The sequence below is a fragment of the Prevotella ihumii genome, from assembly GCF_900155655.1.
GTDB classification, from domain to species: Bacteria; Bacteroidota; Bacteroidia; order Bacteroidales; family Bacteroidaceae; genus Prevotella; species Prevotella ihumii.
Map to the genome: position 1 here is coordinate 2,441,777 of NZ_LT706987.1, position 19,422 is coordinate 2,461,198.

The 19,422-nt window shown below is 41.4% G+C and carries 14 protein-coding genes and 1 tRNA gene; 10 read left to right on the forward strand and 5 right to left on the reverse strand.

All coding sequences use genetic code 11. From position 1 onward, the window contains the following. Positions 1 to 372: 372 nt before the first annotated feature. The 3 genes from secDF to CZ367_RS10790 all read right to left on the reverse strand — a co-directional run bounded on the left by secDF (position 373) and on the right by CZ367_RS10790 (position 5,757). Positions 373 to 3,396, reverse strand: coding sequence for a protein translocase subunit SecDF (gene secDF, locus CZ367_RS10780; RefSeq protein WP_077196864.1), 3,024 nt, complete (start codon positions 3,394 to 3,396; stop codon positions 373 to 375). 300 nt (positions 3,397 to 3,696) lie between these two features. After that, positions 3,697 to 4,797 carry an endonuclease/exonuclease/phosphatase family protein gene (locus CZ367_RS10785; protein WP_077196865.1) on the reverse strand — a complete coding sequence of 367 codons (1,101 nt, stop codon included), beginning with the start codon at positions 4,795 to 4,797 and terminating at the stop codon, positions 3,697 to 3,699. Positions 4,798 to 4,803: 6 nt separating this feature from the next. Continuing rightward, positions 4,804 to 5,757 carry a rhomboid family intramembrane serine protease gene (locus CZ367_RS10790; protein WP_077196866.1) on the reverse strand — a complete coding sequence of 318 codons (954 nt, stop codon included), beginning with the start codon at positions 5,755 to 5,757 and terminating at the stop codon, positions 4,804 to 4,806. Between the two features lie 320 nt (positions 5,758 to 6,077). On the opposite strand from CZ367_RS10790, the gene CZ367_RS10795 reads away from it, so the two are divergent. From CZ367_RS10795 to CZ367_RS10825, 7 genes are all read left to right on the forward strand, one after another. Continuing rightward, positions 6,078 to 6,353, forward strand: coding sequence for an HU family DNA-binding protein (locus CZ367_RS10795; protein WP_077196867.1), 276 nt, complete (start codon positions 6,078 to 6,080; stop codon positions 6,351 to 6,353). A gap of 805 nt (positions 6,354 to 7,158) precedes the next feature. Further along, positions 7,159 to 7,244, forward strand: a tRNA-Leu gene (locus CZ367_RS10800). Between the two features lie 58 nt (positions 7,245 to 7,302). After that, positions 7,303 to 8,295, forward strand: coding sequence for a TlpA disulfide reductase family protein (locus CZ367_RS10805; protein WP_077196868.1), 993 nt, complete (start codon positions 7,303 to 7,305; stop codon positions 8,293 to 8,295). Between the two features lie 2 nt (positions 8,296 to 8,297). Beyond that, positions 8,298 to 9,845 carry a YifB family Mg chelatase-like AAA ATPase gene (locus tag CZ367_RS10810; RefSeq protein ID WP_077196869.1) on the forward strand — a complete coding sequence of 516 codons (1,548 nt, stop codon included), beginning with the start codon at positions 8,298 to 8,300 and terminating at the stop codon, positions 9,843 to 9,845. A gap of 79 nt (positions 9,846 to 9,924) precedes the next feature. After that, entirely contained in the window at positions 9,925 to 10,974 is a 1,050-nt protein-coding gene (locus CZ367_RS10815) for a C1 family peptidase (RefSeq protein ID WP_077196870.1), read from the forward strand. Between the two features lie 45 nt (positions 10,975 to 11,019). Then, on the forward strand, positions 11,020 to 12,147 hold the full coding sequence (locus CZ367_RS10820; RefSeq protein WP_317041829.1) for a sensor histidine kinase: 1,128 nt from the start codon (positions 11,020 to 11,022) through the stop codon (positions 12,145 to 12,147). 258 nt (positions 12,148 to 12,405) lie between these two features. Continuing rightward, positions 12,406 to 13,155: a LytR/AlgR family response regulator transcription factor gene (locus CZ367_RS10825; RefSeq protein WP_077196871.1), complete on the forward strand. Its 750-nt coding sequence runs from the start codon at positions 12,406 to 12,408 to the stop codon at positions 13,153 to 13,155. A gap of 9 nt (positions 13,156 to 13,164) precedes the next feature. Here the strand turns inward: CZ367_RS10825 and CZ367_RS10830 are convergent, their stop codons facing one another. After that, on the reverse strand, positions 13,165 to 13,776 hold the full coding sequence (locus CZ367_RS10830) for a DUF4294 domain-containing protein (protein ID WP_394334144.1): 612 nt from the start codon (positions 13,774 to 13,776) through the stop codon (positions 13,165 to 13,167). A 1,138-nt stretch (positions 13,777 to 14,914) separates the two neighbouring features. Further along, the gene (locus tag CZ367_RS10835; protein WP_077196873.1) at positions 14,915 to 16,633 is read right to left on the reverse strand and encodes a Na/Pi cotransporter family protein; all 1,719 of its coding nucleotides are present in this window, start codon (positions 16,631 to 16,633) and stop codon (positions 14,915 to 14,917) included. A gap of 110 nt (positions 16,634 to 16,743) precedes the next feature. Between CZ367_RS10835 and CZ367_RS10840 the strand changes: the two genes are divergently transcribed. The 3 genes from CZ367_RS10840 (at position 16,744) to CZ367_RS10845 (ending at position 19,378) form a co-directional block, all read left to right on the forward strand. After that, entirely contained in the window at positions 16,744 to 18,405 is a 1,662-nt protein-coding gene (locus CZ367_RS10840) for a nucleoside kinase (RefSeq protein WP_077196874.1), read from the forward strand. Positions 18,406 to 18,479: 74 nt separating this feature from the next. Further along, entirely contained in the window at positions 18,480 to 18,611 is a 132-nt protein-coding gene (locus tag CZ367_RS16495) for a hypothetical protein (protein ID WP_262500737.1), read from the forward strand. A gap of 149 nt (positions 18,612 to 18,760) precedes the next feature. After that, a complete protein-coding gene (locus CZ367_RS10845; protein ID WP_077197436.1) occupies positions 18,761 to 19,378 on the forward strand; it encodes a glutathione peroxidase in 618 nt (205 codons plus the stop codon). The last annotated feature ends 44 nt before the right edge of the window (positions 19,379 to 19,422 follow it).

The following is a 19,422-nucleotide window of genomic DNA, read 5'->3' on the forward strand; positions in this document are numbered from 1 at the left end:
AAAGCCTTTGCGGGCTAATGAGCGATTTGGGTTTAACCCAAATCGGTTGTTAGACTTCTTCGAGATTTGCGAGCTTATTTTGAGCTATTTTTGGTTGTTTTTGAAGACGCTTAGCGAGCTAAACAACTGAAAAAACAAACGAAAAGAGCCAAAATAAGGTGCAAAGACGAAGAAAAGCATAACAGCTAAACGCTTTAAAAAGCCTTTGCGGGCTAATGAGCGATTTGGGTTAATATGTATTGCAAATACTTGTTGCTAATATTCATCATTCTATCTGTTCTGTTATAAAGGGTGATATACAACAAAAGGCAGATACCCACGAGGAATATCTGCCTTTGTTTAAAGTGTTATTATTCTCAAAGTAATAAGAACTTACTCTGCATCTTCCTGACCTATGCGGTTCTCAATGCGCTTGCCCAATACAAGGTAAGCCACAGGAGAAGCAATGAAGATAGAAGACAATGTACCGAAGAATACACCGAGAATCATTGCGAATGCGAAGCTACGAATGCTATCACCACCGAGGATGAAGATAGAGAGCAACACAATCAAGGTAGAGAATGATGTATTGATAGTACGTGTCAATGTTTGATTGATAGAGTCATTGAACAGTGTCTGATAATCTTGTTTTGGGTGGAGTCGCATATTTTCACGAATACGGTCGAACACTACCACCTTATCGTTGATAGAATAACCGATTACGGTCAAAATAGCACCAATGAATGTTTGGTCGATTTCGAGTGAGAAACCTATCCAACCGTGACAAACAGAGTAGAAACCAATTACAATCAAAGTATCCAACGCCAATGCAACAATAGAGCCTACTGAGAAACCAATGTTGCGGAAACGTACCAAAATGTAGATAAAGATGAAGAACAATGCCAAAGCAACGCTTATCATGGCACCATTTGTAATATCCTTAGCCACAGATGGACCTACCTTAGACGAACTTACGATAGAACCACCTTCACGAATGTCAGGGTTCTTGAACGCATCTACATTTGCTTGACTTACAAAGTTACCCTTCTTCAAAGCATTGTAGAGCAATGTTTCTGCGTGGTCGTCTTCCTTAGGATCGTTCGACTCGATGTTATAGTTGGTAGATACACGAATGGTGTTGCCTTCTGTACCCAACGCAATTACATTTGTTGTTGCTTGTTTACCCTTGTTTTCACCTATTGTATTTACGAACGCACCGTTCAAAACCTTACGTACATCTTCTACGTGTACTTGCTTATTGAGGGTGATAACATAGTTGCGACCACCTGTAAAGTCGATACTCTTGCTCAAACCACGTACAAACAAGATGCTTACGAGGAAGAGTACAGCTGCAACTCCCCAAATAGTAAAGGTAGTCTTGTAAGTGCTCATAAAGCGGAAACGAGTGTTCTGCAGCAAAGACTTGCTTACAGAAGTGCAGAACTTCTGGTTCAACCACTTATCCTTCTTCAAACGATTTTCGAAAACGATACGTGTCAAGAATACAGCAGTGAAGAATGAACATACGATACCAATAATCCAAGTTGTAGCAAAACCACGGATAGGACCTGTACCTGCAACGAGAAGAATGATACCTGTAATGAGTGAAGTCAAGTTAGAGTCGAAGATAGCAGAGAAAGCATTGCTGTAACCAGCATTTAAAGCTTCCTTCAATACCTTACCAGCTCGGAGTTCTTCCTTGATACGCTCGTAAATAAGCACGTTAGCGTCCACAGCTGTACCGAGTGTCAATACAATACCCGCAATACCAGGCATAGTCAATGCCGACTGGAAAGATGCCAAAATACCGAGTGTGAAGAACAAGTTGGCCAACAAAGCACAGTTTGCCAACATACCAGGAATGAGGTCGTACATCACAACCATATATACCATCAAGAGCACGAATGCGATTGCGAATGACCAAAGACCCTGTTGGATAGACTGTGCACCCAATGTAGGACCTACTACCTCTTCTTGTACGATACGTGCAGGTGCAGGCATACGACCTGATTTCAAGGTGTTAGCCAAGTCTTTAGTATCTTCGATAGTGAATGAACCACCTGAGATAGAAGACTGACCACCATCAATCTCGCCATTGATACGAGGTGCAGTGTAAACAAGTCCATCGAGCACTACAGCAATTGCTTTACCAACATTTGCCTTGGTAATAGCCGACCACTGACGAGCACCATCCGAGTTCATTGACATACTAACTTCAGGACGTCCAAATTGGTCGAACTGGTCTTTAGCGTCTGTAATAACGTCACCTTCCAATGGAGCGCGGCCGTCTGAAGTTGTTACCTTCAAAGCGTGAAGCTCGTAAACATTCTTCTGTTGGATTCCATCTGCTGGTTTAGCACTCCAACGTAAACGAAGGTCGGCAGGCAAAACCTGTTGTGCCAACTGGCTGTAAATAATCTTGTTGATAGCAGCAGTATCACGAACGCTTGCATAACCTACAATGCTCAAAGCATCACCAGGGATAAGCTGAAGCATAGAAAGCAATGGGTTAGCCTTCTTTGCTGCTGCTCTCAAAGCATCGTCCTTAGCATTTGCGCCCAATTTCTTACCCTTCAAAGAGAGCTTAGAAGCAGCTGGCTTGGTTTCAGCCTTTGCCATTTGCTTGGTAGCATCTGTAGCTGTTGTGTCTTTTGCTTCTACCTTTGTATCGCCATTAGCCAATCTTTGGTCTAACTGACTCAAGTAAGGAGCAATCTCTTGGCTGTTGTATGTTTCCCAGAACTCAAGGTTAGCCGAACCTTGGAGCAACTTACGCATACGTTCAGGTTCACGAATACCTGGCATTTCTACCATCAATCGACCTTCCTGACCTTCAAGTTTCTGAATGTTAGGCTGTACTACACCAAATTGGTCGATACGGTTGCGCACTACGTTGTATGAGTTGTCGATAGCTGCAGTAACCTCTTCACGGAGTGCAGCTTCCACTTCTTTGTCTGTGCTTTGTGTGCTTACTTTACCCTTCAACTGCTGTGTTGCAAAGATTTCAGCGAGCTTTCTACCTGGTGCATTCTTGTGGAAAGCATCGATAAAGAGCGAAATGAAGTCGGTCTGACTTGTTGTTTCCAACTCGCGAGCTTCCTTCATCGACTTTACGTAAGCAGCATCTGTCTTGTGATCCGCCAATACATCGACAACATCTGGCACAGATATTTCGAGAATAACGTTCATACCACCCTTTAAGTCAAGACCAAGTCCGATTTGGGTTTCAAGACACTTTTGGTAAGAATAAATACCCAAATACTTCACAGAGTCCTTGTAGTCCTGCTGCTCAATAGGGTCTTTAATCTCTGCTGCCTTACCATCGTAGTAGCTTGTAGCCACCGAGAACGACAAGTAGAATATACTTGCGAGCGTGAGTAAGACAGCAATACAAATTACTAATCCTTTGTTTTGCATTTTGTTTATATGTTTTAATTATTATCTTTCAACGTAGTTTGCCTCTGTAGGGTATTACTAACAAGAGACCAAGTATTAGCTTTTGCCGTGTAGAGGTTGTTTTTCACATTCCTTACACCCAACTATTGCTGCTATCTTTGCGAAGCGGTACTTGATAAATCAAGCCCTACTCTTTGCCAATCTATTGCCAACGAGCGCAATACAAACGTGTTTGTAAATTGCCGAGTGCAGCTATAGAGTATGCAAAGATAATTATTTTTTCATATTTTGGAAAATTTAAACGCTTTTATTCGTCAATTTTTAAGGTTTTGGGCGGTATTTTAGCCAAGTAAGCAACGGATAATGGTCCGATGCGTTCACTTTGTTATCCACTTTAGCTTCAAATGGTTCAAATTCATCAGAGCAGAATATGTTGTCTATACGTACAAACATTCCGCTTTTATGATACGAGAACCCAGGCCCATTGCCTGTCTTTATGTAGCAGTCTGTCAATTGTTCAGCTATCTTTCTTCGAGTATAGCTCAACGGATTATCATTGAAGTCGCCACAAAGAATAACGGGTACATTGCGTTCACGATATTTTTTAACATACGAGGTCACAGCGTCCACTTGTGGTGCACGCACTTTAGATGCTTCTCCGAGCTTATGTAGCAAGCTAAACGACTCTTTTTTAACAGCATCACCTTCAAAGGGCTTGGTTATCATACGTTTGTATTCGTGCTTGTCCTCTTCACTAAGATGATTGCTTTCGAAATGGTTGTTCACCACCAACACTTCTCGTCCGTTATAATTGATGATGTATGCCATACTGATATTTCCTTGTGAAGCATACTTGATGCGCTCTTTTTTAAGAATTTTATACTTGCTTAGGAACATCATGTGCTGATCGCCCGTCTGCCATGTTCTGATATTATCCGAATATGGGTAAGCCGCTTTAAGTGTATCGTATATCCCTGCTCCGCCTTCGTAGTAAGCCTGTGTTTCTTGCAAACAAACAATGTCGGCTTTGCTATCAAGTATATAGCGAAGAATAGGATTTTCTTTGCTATCCAAATAGTCCCACGTATTGAAAAGAAATACATTGTAAGTCAATACTTTCAACGATTTAGCAGGGTGTTTCGCTGTTAAGTTGAAAGGGGTATAAATGCGTATTGAGCCATAGCATAGCAGCAAACCAACGATAGGCAACCATACCATACGAAAGCGCACCACCGTCCACAGCACCAAGAAGCCCAAATTGAGAGCCAAGAGAAGCGGAAAGCCCAAGGGGATATTGGATAACAAAGGGTGTTCCACAGGGCTTAATTTATCAATATTTCCAACAAGAAACATCAATATAATAGCCACACCATTGCTTACCACAAGTGCCCAATAAGCTGTCGATTTGAGGGTACGAAACATGCTTTATCACTTACTGCTGTCAAATAGTTTTTGTTTCTCTTCCTTGCTCAAACTATCGTATCCGCTCTTGCGAATTTTATCCAATATGCGGTCTATTTCGGCTTGTTCCTTGTGTTTGCGTGCGTTATAGTCCCAGTCGCTTTCGGGTTGTTGTTGCTTCGCTGTAGTATTGGTATTCCATTTGAAACCGTCAGCCCCTCCTTGCTGCTGATTTGCCGAACGATGGGTGCGATTTTCCCAATTGTTACGCATCTTATCAAAGAACTGTTGACCCTTATTTGCGCCAAAGTCGCCCCCACTATAAGGGTGCTTCTGCCAATACTTTATGAGCAAATAGCCAAAGAACATACCGCCCAAGTGTGCCAAATGAGCCACACCATCACCATTCATTCCGATGGCATAGAACAGCTCCATTGCGATAGAACCGATTATTATCCATTTTGCTTTGACAGGGAATGGGATAGGAATGATAAACATACGCTCTTCGGGGAAGCTCATCCCGAAAGCCAACAGCACACCATAAACCGCCCCCGAAGCACCTACCGTAGTCCAAAGGTTAAGATAATCGGCCATCGGAATACGTGCCGTTCCTGTGTTCACATACTCGTATTGTGCCAAATTTTCAATCATATACGAGCCATACTGCGCCAACTCTTGGCACAAGCCTGCACCAATGCCACACACGATGTAATAAATGAGAAACTTCTTCGAGCCCCACACGTTTTCCATCACCACGCCGAACATCCACAACATAAACATATTCATCAATATGTGGGTAAATCCGCCGTGCATAAACATATAGGTAAGCAACTGCCAAAGATGGAAATCTTCAGCCATAAAGAAGTGTAAACCAAACAAGTCGTTGAGGTCTATCCCCATACCTTTCAGTACGTAAGAAGCCGCAAAGGCAAGTACATTAATAAGGAGAAGATTTTTTGTTACTGTGGGTATATTGCGCATAATTTTATTCGTTTATGGGTTTGCAATACATCGATTTATGCTTTGACGGGCAAGCCAAGACCTTAGCTTCTTTCGCCCCTCAATGCCTCGCTATCCTATGATTTTAAGCAGAGTGCGCACAAGCAAATGCATCGCATATCTATTATAAGTGCAAATTTACTAAAAAATCCAATTAATGAGCATAAAATCAAGGAATAAGGGCTTTTTTAAAGAAAAAATTTGCATTTCTTTCACTTTTTGTTTGTTTTCTAAAACTAAACAAGTATATTTGCAGACAAAGATAGAATAATTCATAGATAATCAATTAATAATTCAAAATTATGAACAAAACAGAGTTAATCGATAAGATTGCAGCCAACGCCGGAATGAGCAAGGCTGACGCAAAGAAAGCATTAGACGCTACAACTTCAGCTATTAAGGAAGCACTCGTGGCAGGTGATAAAGTTCAGTTGGTAGGCTTCGGCACTTACTCTGTAACAGAACGTCCAGCTCACGAAGGTATCAACCCAGCTACAAAGCAGAAAATTCAGATTGCAGCAAAGAAGGTTGCTAAATTCAAGCCAGGTGCTGAACTTACTGATGCTATCAACGCATAAGCAATAGCGCAAAAGGCATACAAAGCTTTACACCTCCTATCCGCACACCTATCTTAAAGGTGCTGTAGGCATACAAGTTGTAACAACTTGAAAGGGAAACAGATCTAAAGGCATTTAAACGACAATTCACCAAACGAAGGGTCGCTAAATGCCTTTTGTTGTATTCTATCTTTTATTCACAGCCCATTATTGTTCTGTTTTTCGGCTTTCCATCTATCCAAAATAAAACATCTATCTTTCATTTCCAAAACATATATGTTTGACATTGCCAAAGTTCAACTTTGACAGGGCAAAACATATATGTATTGGGTGATAAAACATATATGTTTCAGAACCCAAATATAACCTATTGACTTTCAATTGTTTACAATCACGCTTCTTTAACATACACCTCCAACGAATATTGTTCTATTTTTCGGCTTCAAGAAATGAGGAAGAAGGACAAAAAGCATTGAACCCCAAGCGGTCATTAGACCAGTTTAGGCGCTTACTTTATTATTTTTGAAACTTATGAGATGTCTTTTGGATTATTTTGGCTTTATTTTACCTATATCTGCAGTCACATAGCCCGCTATGCTCCTTTGATATATGCAAAATAAATCGCAAAATAATCGCAAAATACATTCTCATTCTAACGAGCGATTTGGATTGAACGAGGAAAAATAATAGGTCACCAACTACCATTTCTTCACATCAAGTCCAAAAGTAGCAAACCTTTTGTCCATAGGAATGAAAGGATAAAACGAAAAAAATAATCATAAATCTTGGTATATCCAACATTTTACATTAACTTTGCAATCGGTTTGCCGCAATGGTGGAATTGGTAGACACGAGGGACTTAAAATCCCTTGGCCAGTAATGGCTGTGCGGGTTCGAGTCCCGCTCGCGGCACAAACTATTTAGATAGCTTATCTAAAACATTATAGAAACCTCCTAAACCCTTACTCCGATGAAGCAGATAGTTTATGCGTTGTTAGTTGCCTTACTATTGGTTTCGTGTGGAAAAAAAAGCGAACATTTCAAAATCAATGGTCGATTGTTACATATCAATCAGGGCGAATTGTATGTGTATAGCCCCGATGGAGCTATCAGCGGTATGGACACCATAAAGATAGAAGGAGGACGATTTACCTACGACATTCCGTCGCAATATAAAGCAACCCTCATTATTGTATTTCCCAACTTTTCTACCCAAGCCATCTTTACCGAACCTGGCGAAAAGGTAGAAGTTAAGGCCGATGCGTCTCACTTGAAGGAAATGCAGGTGGAAGGTACGGACGATAACGAATTGATGAGCGACCTTCGCCAACAGATAGCATCGGTGTCGCCCCCTGAAGAGGTGAAGTTTGTAAAACAATTTATAAAAGACCATCCCGAGTCGGCAGTAAGCGTGTACCTCGTTGAGAAATATTTTATCCTCAACAATGCGCCCGACTACAAGGAAGCCTCACACCTTATTAATATAATAACCAAGGCTCAACCCGATAATGGCAATGCCAAACGATTGAAAAATCAGTTGCAAGGCTTAGGCAAAAATGTCGTAGGAGCAACAATGCCACAATTCACAGCTAAAGACATTTTTGGTAAAAACGTATCATCGGCTTCTCTAAAGGGCAAAGATGTAGTTGTGAATGTGTGGGCTTCGTGGAGCTATGAAAGTATGGAAATGCAACGTGCGCTCAACGAATGGGCGCAAAAAGATACTCACGTAGCAGTGATAGGCATCTGTTTAGACGCATCTAAAAAGGAAGCACGCCAATTAATAGAACGTGATAACATCAGTTTTCCTAACCTTTGCGATGGAAAAATGATGGAAAGCCCCTTGCTAAAAACATTCGGACTGAATACCATACCCGACAATATTGTTTTCAAAAATGGACGCATTGCCGAGCGTCACCTCAATGTGAATACGCTCAGACAACGTCTGCTAAATCTTTACTAATAATGCTTGTAAAAACATACTGTGCAGCGGTTAACGGTATGGAGGTAACTACCGTTACTGTGGAAGTAAGTATAACACGGGGAGTGATGTATCACCTCTCGGGGTTGGGTGATACCGCAGTGAAAGAAAGTCACGACCGCATAGCCGCAGCCTTGCTCAATACAGGACACAAGTTTCCTTCTGCCGATATTACAGCCAATCTTTCGCCTGCCGATTTGCGCAAAGAAGGCTCAAGCTTCGACCTACCCTTAGCCATTGCCATCTTAGCCGCTAACGAGGATATGCAGACCGACCATTTGGCGCAGTATATGCTTGTAGGCGAATTGAGTTTGGACGGAACATTGCAACCCATTAAGGGAGCATTGCCCATAGCTATCAAGGCAAGAGCCGAACGCTTTAAGGGGCTTATCGTTCCAAAGGCTAACGAGCACGAAGCGGCTGTGGTAGATACGCTCGAAGTATATGGTATGAGCAACATATCGGAGGTTATCAACTTCCTAAATGGTAAATACCAGCCAGAGCCTTGTTATGTCAACACACGTGAAGAGTTTTACAACAATCAGTATGTAAGCGACCTCGACTTTGCAGATGTACGAGGACAAGAGAATGTGAAACGTGCCTTAGAAGTGGCTGCAGCAGGTTCGCACAACGTCATCATGGTAGGTCCACCTGGTAGTGGTAAGAGTATGATGGCGAAACGCTTACCTTCTATTCTCCCTCCATTGGCTTTGTCGGAGAGTTTGGAGACTACTCAAATTCATTCCATTGCAGGTAAGCTGAAGAAAGATACAGGTCTGATAACCCAACGACCTTTCCGAAGTCCACATCACACCATCTCGGAGGTGGCACTCGTGGGTGGTGGCAACAATCCTATGCCTGGTGAAATAACGTTAGCACATAATGGTGTGCTTTTCTGTGACGAACTCCCAGAGTTTAACAAACACACCTTAGAGGTGCTTCGCCAACCCTTAGAAGACCGCAACATCACCATTTCGCGTGCCAAATATACCGTAACTTATCCTTGCAGCTTTATGTTTGTAGCCAGTATGAACCCTTGTCCGTGTGGCTACTATGGCGACCCAACCCACCATTGTGTATGTACACCAGGACAAATACAACGCTACTTATCGAAGATTTCAGGTCCGTTATTAGACAGAATTGATATTCAGTGCGAAATAGCTCCATTGCCTTTCAAAGATTTGTCGCAAGCTAAGGCAGGAGAGAGCAGTGCGGTGATACGCGAACGGGTAATAAAGGCACGTACTATACAGACCGAACGATTTAAGGATTACCCCGAAATACACTGCAATGCACAGATGTCTGAACGTATGATACATCAATTTGCAGAGCCTGACAGTCGGTCGTTAGACTTGCTTCGTGCAGCTATGGAGCGGTTGAAGTTATCGGCTCGTGCATACAATCGTATATTAAAGGTGGCAAGAACCATTGCCGACTTAGACGGTAGCGAGAAGGTGCAGTCGCATCACATCGCTGAAGCGATAGGCTATCGCAATTTGGACAGAGGCGATTGGGCGGAACGAGGCATCTAAAAGGTTGCGCAAGCGAGTGGATATAGACATATATGATGTGGATATAGACCTTATATTATAAGATGAAGGAGGAATAAGTATGAAGCGTTTTTTTATATTTGCAGTGGTAATGGCATTGCTTTACAGTTGTAAAAAGGAAGTAAAGTATGCTGTAAGAAGCGAGAAGATAAGCTGCGACATAAAGCTGAAAACTACACCCATAAAAAATCAAGATGCAAGCTCATTATGTTGGGTGTACGCTATGTTGGCTACCATCGAGACCGAACACTTGATGCAAGGAGACTCCGTTAATCTTAGTCCCGATTATGTAGCACGTATGTACCTTATGGAGCAAGCCAATCAACGCTTGTTAAGTAAGAAGCGACACGCTGTATGGGGAAATTCGGCTGATGGTATCACCACACGTGGAATGTCGGCAATGGCGATAGACCTGATACAAACTTATGGCTTGCAACATTTCGATGCGTATCACAGACGTGAGGAAACCAACTATAACGTGATTGCACGCAAGCTAAACCAAATGGTTATGGCACCTAAGGCATTCTCATTATCAAGTGTTCAGGGGGAGATAAACGAAATGTTGGATAAAGAAATCAATCTTTTGCCCAAACAGGTGTTTATGTTTGGGGCGATTTACACACCACAAGAGTTTGCCCGAAGTGTGTGTCGTGCGGACGAGTATGTGGCGTTGACGAGCTTTTTGCACCATCCTTTTGGCGAACAATTTACATTGGAAGTTCCTGATAATTATTTTCATAACACCTTTCTGAACGTTCCACTAAATACGATGATGGAACAAATAGAACGCACAGTACGAAGTGGACACCCTGTTTGTTGGGAGGGTGATACATCGGAAAATGGTTTCTTGTTTAATGAAGGTATAGCACGAAACGATGATGAATCGATGGTAATAACTCCAAAAGTGCGCCAAAAAGCCTTTGAAAACCACCAAACCACGGATGATCATTGTATGGCTATCGTAGGAATGGGGCACGATAAGCAAGGCAATAAATACTTCTTGTGCAAGAATAGTTGGGGCAAAAACAATCGTTATGGTGGCTATATGTACCTCAGTCATAAATATGTGATGTATAAAACCATAGCCGTTTATCTGCCTAAGATAGACTAAAAAGTTGGTTGAGGTCGTGGTGTACCATTTGGGAAGTTGAAACTTTTGGTCGAAAAGATTGCCCAAGTGGTCGAAAAAGATGGTAGGAAACAAAAGGATTATGGTATCTTTGCATTTATGAAGAAGTGGAGAGAATACATCAAACAACGTGGCGTGATACTCTTTATCACGCATATTAGCATCTATCTTATGTTGGTTGGGGCGTGGTCGTTGGTGGCATACGTTACCGAGGAAGACCATTTGGCAATGATACATTCTATTTCTATCAATGCCATTGTGCTTTTTATGCTTTTAATGGTCTATCTATTAAACTTCTACTTCCTTGTTCCAATGTTTTTCGAGCCTAAAGGGCGGTTGCGAAAATGGCTGTTTGCGCTCTTCAATATGGGTTATATAATGGGCGTAAACGTTTATTTGGTATTTCCAAGTACCTCGTCTATTGCTATCCCCATTATGCGTGTAGGCTATTATCAGTTCTTTATCATTTGGATAATGCTCAATTATGCAATGGTTGTGGCAGCCATATTGGGCAGATACTTTCTAAGGCAGAGCGACTTGAAGGCACAGTTGATGAAAGAGAAACAAAAGAATATGGAGAGCGAGTTGGCGTGGTTGAAAAACCAACTCAACCCTCACTTTCTCTTTAATACGCTCAACAACATTTCATCGCTCACACAAATAGATGCTGACGAGGCACAAAACGCTATCGGACAATTGAGCGACTTGCTGAGATATGCCCTTTATGAAACGCAACAAAAGGAAGTGGGAATAGACGGAGAAATAGAGTTTATGCAGAACTATATTGGTCTGATGAGTCTAAGATGTAGCGAAAATGTGGAAATAAAGACGCAGTTCAATATCGTAAACCATCATCGCACAATAGCTCCAATGTTATTGCTCTCGCCCATAGAGAATGCTTTTAAACACGGCGTGAGCAACGGCAAGCCTTCGTTCGTACATATTTCGCTTACAGAAGATAATGACACGCTGCTCTTCACGTGCAAAAACAGCAACTACCCAAAGGGTTCGCAGGACAGAAGCGGTAGTGGTATTGGCATAGAAAATATGTGTAAACGTTTGGAAATTATCTATCCTAAGGCTTACGAAATTAAGCAGTCGGTGGAGAATAATGTCTATTCGGTGAGCATAAAACTTAATTTGAAGAAAACGTAAGTTAAGTTTAAACCCAAATCGGTCGTTAGCCCGCAAAGGCTTTTTAAAGCGTTTAGATGTTATGCTTTTCTTCGTCTTTGCACCTTATTTTGGCTCTTTTCGTTTGTTTTTTCAGTTGTTTAGCTCGCTAAACGTCTTCAAAAACAACTCAAAATAGCTCAAAATAAGCTCGCAAATCTCGAAGAAGTCTAACGACCGATTTGGGTTAAAGAGGGCATAACGTGAAACGTAAGAATATAAAAAACAAACAAGAAGAAGATGAAACTAACTTGCACCATCATAGACGATGAACCATTGGCTATCAAACTTTTAGAGAACTTTGTTGCTCGCACACCTTTCTTGCAGCTTCAGGCATCGTTTACCGACTCGGTGGCTGCCCTATCGGCTATAAAGGAGCAACCTTCCGACTTGCTTTTCCTCGATATACAGATGCCCGACCTTAATGGTATGGAGCTTGCACATATAGTTCCTACTGCTACTCGCATCATCTTTACAACGGCTTTTAAGGAGTATGCGTTCGACAGTTATGAAGTGAATGCACTCGATTTCTTGCTCAAACCCATTCGCTACAACAAGTTCTTAACGGCGGTAGAAAAAGCTAAAAACTGGTTTGAACTGAGTTTACAACACGCCGAGTTGAGCACACAACCTACCGAACTTAATGCGCAGCGTCCCAAAGATGAAGTACGCACTATCTTTCTCAAGGTGAATGGCGAACTGCAACAGGTAGCTTTAGACAACGTGATATATATTGAGGGAATGAAAGACTATGTGACTTTCTATCTTACAAATAACAAATTAGTTACCCATCTTACAATGAAAGCCGTGGAAGAGCTCCTCCCAAGTCAACGTTTTATGCGTGTCAATCGCTCGTATATCGTAGCTTTGGAGCGTGTAAGAAAGGTAGATAGGAACGATTGTATCTACATTGGTAACGAAATAATTCACGTTACCGACTCTTTTCTGCCCAAATTCAAAGAATATTTGAATAGCAAAGCATTGTTATAAGTCTTACCTTTACAATTGCCCAGCCTCAACTTGCAACACGATACGTTCTATCAATCGGTCTTTGCCTTTCGGGTCATACTGCTTCTTTAACGATGCGCCGAACATCCAAGCAAAGGCTTGATAAAACCCAGCTCTTACAGGTCCTAAGAACGCTTGTATAAGTTCGTAGCCCGTTGAGTTGGTTTCGCGGTCAATGAGCTTTATGAGTAGCTTGCCTTGAGAGTAAGTAAGTTTTTTGATGCGTGGGGTATATTGCTCTTTCAATCCCTTTTCCACTCGTTTTATATGTTCGTCTCTCAACTTCTTTGTTGGGAGAGTTTCAAGGTACGCACCTGTTTCTAAGATGATTTGATTGCACTCTTTTGCTATGGGTAATACCTTCTTTATATTCGCTAACAATCGGTTGTATGCTTGCCGTTGCTTATCGTTTTTGAACGCTAAAGGCGGAAAGATGTACACCTTATTCGTAAGCACATACTGAATACTGTCTGCACCTACCTTTGTTTTGCCTACATTCACTAACGGTACAAACGTGGGCGAATTAATATCAACCACACGGTCTTCGGGGTTGATATGGTCTTGTGCTACGGCTTGAATGGTAGTCATTAGCAAGCAAAGCATAAAATATAATCGCCATCTTTTCATATAGAAAGCAAAAGTAAGGATAAATTCTGAACTGCTGAACGATTTTAGGATTAATTTCGATTTCTCTATCTTTTCAGCATATCGGTTAACCTATTGGCAAAATTAATTTAGTGCGTATTAACTTCTTCCAATGGGCTTTGCTCTATGCTGATTTAACATTTGAAATCCACAAATAGGATTGTTCGGTATTTCTTATTATATATTCGAAATCTCTTTTGTTGATATTACAGAAAGTCAAAGTTCAACTTTGACAATGCCAAACATATATGTTTTACTGCCCAAACATTGATGTTTGGCGTCCCCAAAGTTGAACTTTTACCGTCTAAAATACCACTTAATAGCACTTTTCTTGTTCATATTCTCTTTTTATTCATTCTATATTACCGCTATCGGAGTACTATATTCTTGCACACTTTCTTCTATCTCTTCATTACTCATTACTAATCAGCTATTTACAATTGCACACGCATTTATACCACTTTTGTGTATCACGCTTCTTTTGAACGCATATACAAGAATTATGACCAGTGTATTTAACACTTACCCAACATAAAACAGAAAAATAGAAAAAGATAAGCGATAAATGCGTTATCCATCGAATAAGGTAAGAATAGGTATAGTGGCTAAAAAATAAAAAGAACGCTGCCAACGGGTAATAGATACCTCCTTAATACAAGAAAACCATACCTCGTTGTTCATAAAGAGCAACCGAAGTATGGTTTTGTTTTAACTTTTTTTATCAGCTTCACATCTCCACGATGTTACACCAAAAGTGTTAGATTCATTATTAGCGTTTTTATCAATCAATTATCACATCACATGATATTTCAAAATTATTTCATAATGTTTTATATATAAATAGTTTTTGTGTTGTACCCTCATTTTGCAATGTGGGGTTTACAATTGCAAAGGTAATATTATATTTTATAAAACCTAACATTTCATCAAACAACTTCATTTCTAAGGTTCTATTTAGACTACATCAAAATAAAGTTTATAGCAAAAAAAGATGGCAAAGTGCCTATCCTCGGATAGATACTTTGCCATCTTTGTATTGCGTCCTACCTTCTTTATTGCATATCGTTAGTAGGTTTTATTCAGATATATAGCATTTTTAGGCTTGCATTGCCGACTGTCTCACGCCCATTCTTGCCTCTACAACGTTCACCACATAGTCGCCCAACTTTTCGCATTCTTGTATAATGTCCATATACATTGTTCCTATGGCGTAGGTGTATTTGTGGTCGTTCACATCTTGAATATTCTGTGTACGCAATTGGTCACGGTAGCTGTTCATCTCGTTTTCGATGTTGAAACTGTGGTTCACATCGTTTTCCGATTTATGTCCTACCAATATATTGTTCATCTGTGTGAGTGCATCATCGGTGAGTTGGAACATCTGACCTATATTACTGTACTGCTTCTCTGTAAAGTCTTCTTTCATAGAGATGCTACGATTAACGGTTCGTGCTATGTTGTAGCAAGCATCACCGATACTCTCAAGCTCTGAAATCTCACGCAACATAGAGCGCACTTTTTCCTTTGTATCGTCGCTAAGGTGGGCATTGCTCACTTGGTCGAGATACTTTGCTATCTCTATTTCCATATTGTCTGATATGCCTTCATACTTCTCTATACGTGAATAAAGCTTCACAAAGTCGGCCTCTTCACGTGTGTTGAGCAATTCTCTTACCATACCAAACATACGCTGCAAGCGTTCTGCAAACGACTGTATCTCCTTGCTTGCCTCCAACACAGAGAGCTCTGGGGTCTTCATAATACCAGCCTGAATAAAACGTAGACGGAAGTCTTCCTCGCATTCCTTCTTGCCTGTCTTTATCAAAGCGCAAACAAGGCGTTCCAACTGTGGAATAAACCAAATAAGAAGAAAAGTATTGATAACATTAAAGGTGGTGTGGAAAGCTGCCAAAACAATAGGCAACTTGAGTTTAATATCGCTTGTCATTGCGTGACTTGTAGGGTCGTAATCTACAAACCCACATACCATATTTACAAAAGGATAATAAAGGCACAATACCCAAACCACACCAATAACATTAAACATCAAGTGTGCCAAGGCTGCTCGACGTGCTTGCGTATTTGCTGCCAAGGCTGCAAGGTTGGCTGTAATGGTTGTACCAATGTTTTCACCCATAACTAAAGCAATACCTAAGTAGATAGGTAAAACGCCCGTAGAGCAAAGTAAGATGGTAATAGCCATAACGGCTGCCGACGACTGCACAATACACGTAATGACTGTACCTATCGCCAGAAAGGCTATAATTGTGAAATAGCTATTAATATCAAACGACTTGAAGAACTCTATAACAGCAGGAGTCGTATCCAAGTGTAATGCTTTACCTGCCTCGCTCAGCAGTACAAGACTGAAGAACATAAACGAAAGACCGAAAAGGAAGTCGCCCACATACCTCATCTTTCGCATATAGATGAGCACAATGCCCGCCAAAAAGGCTGGAAAGACAAAGCTCGTAAGGTCTACCGAGTAGCCTAACGACATAATCCAAGCCGTCAGCGTGGTACCAATATTGGCTCCCATAATAACGGAAATGGCTTGTGCAAGGGTAAGCAACCCAGCGTTAACAAACGAAACGGTCATCACCGTGGTTGCTGAAGACGACTGTACAGCACACGTAATAAACGTACCTGTAAGCATACCTGTAAATCGGTTGGTTGTCATTGCACCAAGGATGTGGCGCAACTGCGAGCCTGCCATTTTCTGGAGGGCTTCGCTCATTACTTTCATACCATAAATGAGTAATGCTAACGAACCTACAATCTTAAAGAAAATGGCTAAATAAACACCTGTTGTCATAAATTATATGCATTGAAATTCAATATTCTTTTGCGCTTTGACAGGAATTTGCTAACTTTATCCCCATAATAAGAAATGTAAACAGCCTAAGTATATAAATCCTATAGTATATGAAACCAGTATTACAAATCCGTTGCAAAAATAATAAAAAAACTTTAAATGTAGCAATCGGCAGCACACTTTATGAGATTTATAAGCAATTAAATCTCAATATGGACTTTGGACCAGTGAGTGCAAAGGTTAATAATAAGGTAGAAGGACTGCATTACAGAGTGTACCACAACAAAGATATTGAGTTTCTTGACCTCCATTCTTCATCAGGACTGCGCACCTATATGCGCTCCGTATTTATGGTGTTGTGCAAGGCTGTACACGACCTTTATCGTGGTAGCAAGGTAGTGATAGACATCCCCGTATCAAATGGTTACTACTGCAATTTGCAGCTCGGACACCCCGTCACCGACGAAGATGCACACCGAATACGTGAACGTATGCAAGAGATAATTGATGCCAAAATGCCTTTTACACGTTACGAAACCACTACCGAAGAGGCAATCGCAATGTTCCAAGAGAAGGGCGATGAGGCGAAAGTAAAGCTACTGAAAAGCACAGGCGCATTGTACACCACGTATTATGAGCTTGACGATTACGCCGACTTTTATTATGGATCAATGCTCACCAACACCAAGCAGATATATCTTTTCGGTATAGAAAAATACTTTGATGGATTGATTCTTCGCTTGCCTTCTACTGAAAATCCTGCCGTCTTAGGCGAAGCTATAAAACAAGACAAGATGTTCGAAGTATTTATGGAGCATCATCGTTGGCAACACATTCTTGGTATTCGCACCGTGGGCGACTTCAACGAAGCGGTGAAAAATGACCTCTCTAACGACCTTATCAACGTGAGCGAAGCCCTACAAGAAAAAAAGATAGCCCAGATTGCCGAAACCATTGCCCACAAAGAGGGTGTAAAGGTGGTACTCATAGCAGGACCTTCATCGAGCGGCAAAACCACCTTCTGCAAACGCCTTTCGGTGCAATTGCTCACCTGTGGTATAAAGCCAGTGCAGATTTCGTTAGACGATTACTTTGTAAACCGTGTGAATACGCCAAAGGACGACAATGGTCAATTGGATTATGAAAGCATCTATGCCCTCAATATTCCGCTTATCAACGAGCAATTCGCTGCACTCTTCCGTGGCGAAGAGATAGAACTGCCATTATACAACTTTATGACGGGCGAAAGCGAAAAGAGTGGTAAACACCTCCAACTCCAAGACAATAACATTCTCGTCGTGGAGGGTATTCACGCTCTCAACCCACTACTGACGGAGCAGATACCCGACGCACAGAAGTATAAGATTTATGCTTCGGCACTCACCACCATTCTTTTAGACGACCACAACTATATTCCTACCACCGACAATCGCCTACTTCGCCGCATCGTACGCGACTATAAGTACCGTGGCTGTTCGGCTAAGGACACCATTCACCGCTGGCCAAGCGTGCGTGCAGGCGAAAACAAGTGGATTTTTCCTTATCAAGAGAATGCTGATGTGATGTTCAATACGGCAATGCTGTTCGAACTTGCCGTTATTCAAGCTCAAGCGCAAGCCGTATTAGAGGAAGTGCCCGAAAACTGCGAAGAATATGCCGAGGCGCATCGCTTACGCAAGTTCTTGGCTTATTTTGCCTCGTTACCTTACAGCAGCCTCCCTCCTACTTCTTTGCTTCGCGAGTTCTTAGGCGGTTCATCGTTCAAGTATTAGGAACTAAAGGGAGTTAGGAGGAGTAAGGAGCGTTAGGAGGAGTAAGGAGCGTTAGAGGAATTAAAGCCAAATGTTTGTTCCGTGCAGCTTTGTCGGACTTGTCGGACAAGTCGGACAAGTCTGACCCGTCCGACAAGTCCGACAAGTCCGATAAAACCACAGCCCAACCACTAATAAGCTACTTATTGGAGGGAGTGGAAAAATAGAACAATAGGGATAGGATAACTTCCAATATGTTATAGATGTGGCATAGATTGCTAAAAAGTTAGAAATTTGTAGTTTTTACAATATTTTTCTTTATCTTTGCCGAAGTTAGAATTATAAGTTTGATAATATTTATTTTGAAATACCAATGATGAAGAAAGTATTTGGCCTATTGCTACTCGTTATGGTAGCCGTATCGGCAGTGGCACAAAAGAATGTGTACAAGATTAGTGTGAAGGATGGCAACAACAAGGAAATAAAGCTCAAGGCGTATAAAGGAAAAGTGTTGTTGGTAGTAAATACGGCTACCAAGTGTGGTTTTACGCCCCAATATGAGGAACTGCAAAAGCTGTACGAAACGTATAAGGACAAGGGATTGGAGATATTAGACTTCCCTTGCAACCAGTTTGGCGAACAAGCTCCTGGGTCGTTGCAAGAGATACACGCCTTTTGTACAGGAACATACGGCATCACCTTCCCACAGTTTGCTAAGATTGAGGTAAATGGAAAGAAGGAATCGCCGCTTTATACCTATCTTAAAGCACAGCAACCTTTCAAGGGCTTTGATAAGAACAATAAGATTGGGGCATACTTAGACGAGAAATTTAAGGCACAAGACCCTAATTATGAGAAAGACCCAAGTATAAAGTGGAACTTTACAAAGTTCTTGATAGACAGCCAGGGGCACGTCGTTGACCGGTTTGAGCCCACGGCTGATATGAAAGATGTTGAAGCAGGCGTGTGTGCATTGCTGAAACTAAAGAAATAAAAATAAGATTGTTCGATGCCAAAAGGTATCGAACAATTTGTATA

What these genes read in the sequence shown, in the direction of transcription:
- CZ367_RS10845 (WP_077197436.1), top strand. Translation starts at nt 18,761, where the DNA reads ATGAAGAAAGTATTTGGCCTATTGCTACTCGTTATGGTAGCCGTATCG.
- CZ367_RS10815 (WP_077196870.1), top strand. Translation starts at nt 9,925, where the DNA reads ATGAAGCGTTTTTTTATATTTGCAGTGGTAATGGCATTGCTTTACAGT.
- CZ367_RS10790 (WP_077196866.1), bottom strand. Translation starts at nt 5,757, where the DNA reads ATGCGCAATATACCCACAGTAACAAAAAATCTTCTCCTTATTAATGTA.
- CZ367_RS10785 (WP_077196865.1), bottom strand. Translation starts at nt 4,797, where the DNA reads ATGTTTCGTACCCTCAAATCGACAGCTTATTGGGCACTTGTGGTAAGC.
- CZ367_RS10795 (WP_077196867.1), top strand. Translation starts at nt 6,078, where the DNA reads ATGAACAAAACAGAGTTAATCGATAAGATTGCAGCCAACGCCGGAATG.
- CZ367_RS10825 (WP_077196871.1), top strand. Translation starts at nt 12,406, where the DNA reads ATGAAACTAACTTGCACCATCATAGACGATGAACCATTGGCTATCAAA.
- CZ367_RS10830 (WP_394334144.1), bottom strand. Translation starts at nt 13,776, where the DNA reads ATGCTTTGCTTGCTAATGACTACCATTCAAGCCGTAGCACAAGACCAT.
- secDF (WP_077196864.1), bottom strand. Translation starts at nt 3,396, where the DNA reads ATGCAAAACAAAGGATTAGTAATTTGTATTGCTGTCTTACTCACGCTC.
- CZ367_RS10835 (WP_077196873.1), bottom strand. Translation starts at nt 16,633, where the DNA reads ATGACAACAGGTGTTTATTTAGCCATTTTCTTTAAGATTGTAGGTTCG.
- CZ367_RS10840 (WP_077196874.1), top strand. Translation starts at nt 16,744, where the DNA reads ATGAAACCAGTATTACAAATCCGTTGCAAAAATAATAAAAAAACTTTA.
- CZ367_RS10810 (WP_077196869.1), top strand. Translation starts at nt 8,298, where the DNA reads ATGCTTGTAAAAACATACTGTGCAGCGGTTAACGGTATGGAGGTAACT.
- CZ367_RS10805 (WP_077196868.1), top strand. Translation starts at nt 7,303, where the DNA reads ATGAAGCAGATAGTTTATGCGTTGTTAGTTGCCTTACTATTGGTTTCG.